Annotated in this window: 2 protein-coding genes; one reads left to right on the forward strand and one right to left on the reverse strand. The window is 48.0% G+C overall.

Annotated elements, in window-relative coordinates; genetic code table 11:
* Window positions 1-52: 52 nt before the first annotated feature.
* The gene (locus PsAD5_RS14275) at window positions 53-787 is read right to left on the reverse strand and encodes a DUF4132 domain-containing protein (RefSeq protein WP_084404450.1); all 735 of its coding nucleotides are present in this window, start codon (window positions 785-787) and stop codon (window positions 53-55) included.
* Between the two features lie 2,071 nt (window positions 788-2,858).
* Between PsAD5_RS14275 and PsAD5_RS14285 the strand changes: the two genes are divergently transcribed.
* Window positions 2,859-3,374 carry an Hcp family type VI secretion system effector gene (locus tag PsAD5_RS14285; RefSeq protein ID WP_057465969.1) on the forward strand — a complete coding sequence of 172 codons (516 nt, stop codon included), beginning with the start codon at window positions 2,859-2,861 and terminating at the stop codon, window positions 3,372-3,374.
* Window positions 3,375-3,580 lie beyond the last annotated feature (206 nt).

Here is a 3,580-nt window from a genome sequence, read left to right on the forward strand (position 1 = left end):
GCAGAACTATTCAAAACCGACGCTTGCGCTACCACGCACAAGCCGCTTAACATCAACACGCAATTGGGCCAGACACTCCACTAATCGAAAGCCAATTTTGTCCAACTATCTTTGACGACGGACAGTTATAGACAATACGTCCAGTACTTAAGTTTACTCGATATCCGTCAGCAAGCATGAGCCACCGCCCCTCTACATAGGCAGTAGGGTGAGTGAGCTGGAGCATAATCTTGCGCATCTTTACGCTTTGCTGGCCCGGATAGCTTTTGGTCTTATCCCACGCATCTTCTAGCAAGATATCTTCTACGCCTGCAGCTCCTGTTGCTACAAGTAGATCAGTTTGCCGAAAGGCCTCTGACAATACACGCTGAGGTACATCACCAAACTTCTTTTCTGGCCCTTTTAAAGAGAAGTTGCCTGTTGTTCCTTCTCCCGTGCACCCTGGAAAGGTACGTATGCCGGTTTCAAAATTAAACCTTCTACCAGCAAGAGTGATTGCTAGAGTCTCATAATCGCTTGGTCTCCATCCCATTTGTTGTGACAATCCGAATAGAGGGACCTGACTGACTGTGTGACCGGCAAACATTCTGGATGTGTTTGTGCTGAGTTCATTTTCCATTACTGGATAGATTTCCCGAGAAGCCTGCGGGAAGGGTTGTTTGATACCCTCTTTGGTAACGAAAAATTGCCATTCTTGACGCTCTTCTTTTGAACTTTCTACGGGATGCCAGAGCCGAACCCGCTGCCAAGCGGGTAGAACCATCCACAAGCAGCCACATCCCTTCATTCGATTTTCCTTTGAGGACTGCAACAAACCTGTCCCCTTCGTCTTCAACTTCCCAGATTAGCTTACTAGTCATCGGCCATAAGGATTTGTTTGTCATTTGTTTGGCCCACACGGAAACATCCAACCACCACAAGCGCAGCAACATGCCTTCCAATGCTGGTTTTATAAGCTTGGTAAACTCATCTGGAATGTGACCTGTTGTAAGCAGATCAAGAACGCGTTCTGGGTGAAGAGAAAGGTTTCGTATAGCTTCTTTAGTGGTTCGCTGTAGCTTCTTCTTAACGCCAGCATGGCGTATTTCTCGAGTGACTCTTTGTGCAATCAACACAGCTTCGGGCTGAGGTTCATCTCGGACAACCTTTCCAAGCTGAATACTTAACGATTGAGAAGGCATCGATTTGGCTTTGTGATCAGGAGCAAGGGCAGCTCCAACCCAAAGTTCATCGAGTGTTTTCAGTCCCCAATCCAGACGTTCTGTCAAAGCAAGTTTCACTGCTCGCGCAACAGCTGAAGCCTCTGCAACACTGGTCAACTTATCTGATTGATATTTGACTGCACCTGCAACTATCCGGCGAGATCTTCTCAGCACTTCTTCAACAGCATGTTCAGCAAACAATCGCCATTCCGAAATATCAGCAAGAACAGAATCGTGTACTGGGATACTATGCGACAACTCTGGGCTGATTTCGCATATTGCATTTGCCAAGGTGCGCAGATCAGACACTCTTGCAACAGCCTCGAACTCTTCAAATGAGATCGGGCCATCGTTTCTCACGGCAATGTTTACGAGTGCAGCGTCCAGGAGTAAGTCATCTCCAATTGCATGTGCCGCAATTAAGGCAACATCAGCAGAGCCCTTGCTAATGCGTGGATGTAATTTACGGAGCGTTTCCAGAGCCTCTTCTGGGAGAGTTCCAATCGTTCCTAAAAGAATTTTGGCGACATAACGATAACATACGTCTTTCTCGTGAGAGCCACCTGATATAATTTCTGTTCGAGCTAAACCACTTAATGCGATAGCAGCTTCTTCGGGTGTGAAGAATAGGTAGACAGTTTCGTGCAGCCCTCCTTCTTCAATATCTCGGAGTATCCCAGATATTGAAGCGCCCGCAGTTTGTTGAAAGTCTGCCTTTCCCCACATTGTAGCAAGGATAGCGCCACGGTCGAATGGGCTTAAGGCTTGAACATATGAGTTCAACACACCAAAGTCCCGTTGAGCCTCTGGTTGTAGCAGTTGTGAAAGGACAAATGCTCTCGCTGAATTCGTTGTCATTGGGTACCCGAGTTAGAAGGTCAACATATAGCGCTAGACTCACTTGATTATGCCGTCTGCATGTTGAGCTTCCAATAGTGCCCTTAGTAGCGATATATACCTTCTACGTGGTTCTTAATGGGCTCTCTCAACCCTCTTGGTGAGCAGGTAAACCTTTGATGGAAGTGCGGAAATGATCACTTTTCTATTCAGGCGTTGAGGTCCCGTGATGGCTATTTGTCAGCTTCCATGAAGATTCTCTCCCGCATGCATAGAAGATTTGGAGCGTTTTTTTCGTAATTTTACATTACCTTTCCTGAGCAGGTTGCTGTTTTTAATGTTTACCGTACTTCATGAAAATAGGTTGTTCTGGGGGAAGTTCGGGACTTTGAAAGCATCTCGGCTCTGAGGTTCTGTTTGAATTTTCCCTTATATTACAAGGGGAAGCCATTTTTGGCTTAGGTCAGGCCATTTTTGGCCTGCTTCTTTTCCTAGTATTTTCAAGGAGTTGCGCCAATTTTGCGAGTCTGATGCAGGTCTCCGGGCCAATTCTGGCCCGTTACTACTCCCCTTTACGATCTAGATTTAGGTCAGATCTGAATCTCATTAGATTTTATTCTCTAGTTATTTCAACAAGTAAGCGAGTTCTGGTGTGCTCTCTTCTTCTATTTCTCTCACTCTGGCATGCAAGTTGCAGTTGTGTTGGCACGCTGTCGCAGACTGGGGTCTGGGGCTGTGGCCCATTCTCATCAAATGGGGTTCATTTATTTGTTTTGCTGCGTCTATCCGCACACGGAGGGCGCTCACCAGGAGCATACTATGCCAACACCCGCTTATATCACCATTGAAGGGTCAACTCAGGGTCCAATCACTCAGGGCGCATTTACTGAAGATTCCGTCGGTAACGTGTGGCAGGAAGGCCATGAAGACGAGATCATGGTGCAGGCCATTGATCACACCGTCATCATTCCTCGTGATATCCAGTCCGGCCAGCCAGCTGGTCAGCGCGTGCACACTCCGTTCAAGTTCACCTGCTCCATGAACAAGTCCATCCCGCTGCTCTATAATGCGCTGGTCTCCGGTGAGATGCTGCCGAAGTGTGAAGTCAAATGGTACCGTACCAATTCTTCCGGCAAGCAGGAGCATTTCTTCACCACCTCCTTTGAAGATGCGCTGATCACCAACATTGAGTGTGGCCTGCCGCATTGTCAGGATCCGAAGAACGCTGACTTCACGCAGCTGATCACCATTGAACTGTCTTACCGCAAGATCATGTGGGAGCACACAGTCTCCGGCACGTCTGGTGCTGATGACTGGCGCGCACCTGCTGCTTAAGTTTCTATCCTCATTGAGGATGGAAGTCAGATCCGGGCCAGCTTTGGCCCGGACACTGCCTATGGGCGAGTTAAACGATAGGCAGTCTTTGATTTGGGCGTGATCTGCGGAGTTGGAATATGCAATTTGTCTCTGGCAAAGCCTCAGCAAAGCGCGGCTACTTGCGCAGCTTCTTTCGCAGCTTGCTGTGGCGCCGGCGTAAGGTG

The organism is Pseudovibrio sp. Ad5 (assembly GCF_001623095.1).
Classification (GTDB): Bacteria; Pseudomonadota; Alphaproteobacteria; order Rhizobiales; family Stappiaceae; genus Pseudovibrio.

What these genes read in the sequence shown, in the direction of transcription:
- PsAD5_RS14285 (WP_057465969.1), top strand. Translation starts at nt 2,859, where the DNA reads ATGCCAACACCCGCTTATATCACCATTGAAGGGTCAACTCAGGGTCCA.
- PsAD5_RS14275 (WP_084404450.1), bottom strand. Translation starts at nt 787, where the DNA reads ATGAAGGGATGTGGCTGCTTGTGGATGGTTCTACCCGCTTGGCAGCGG.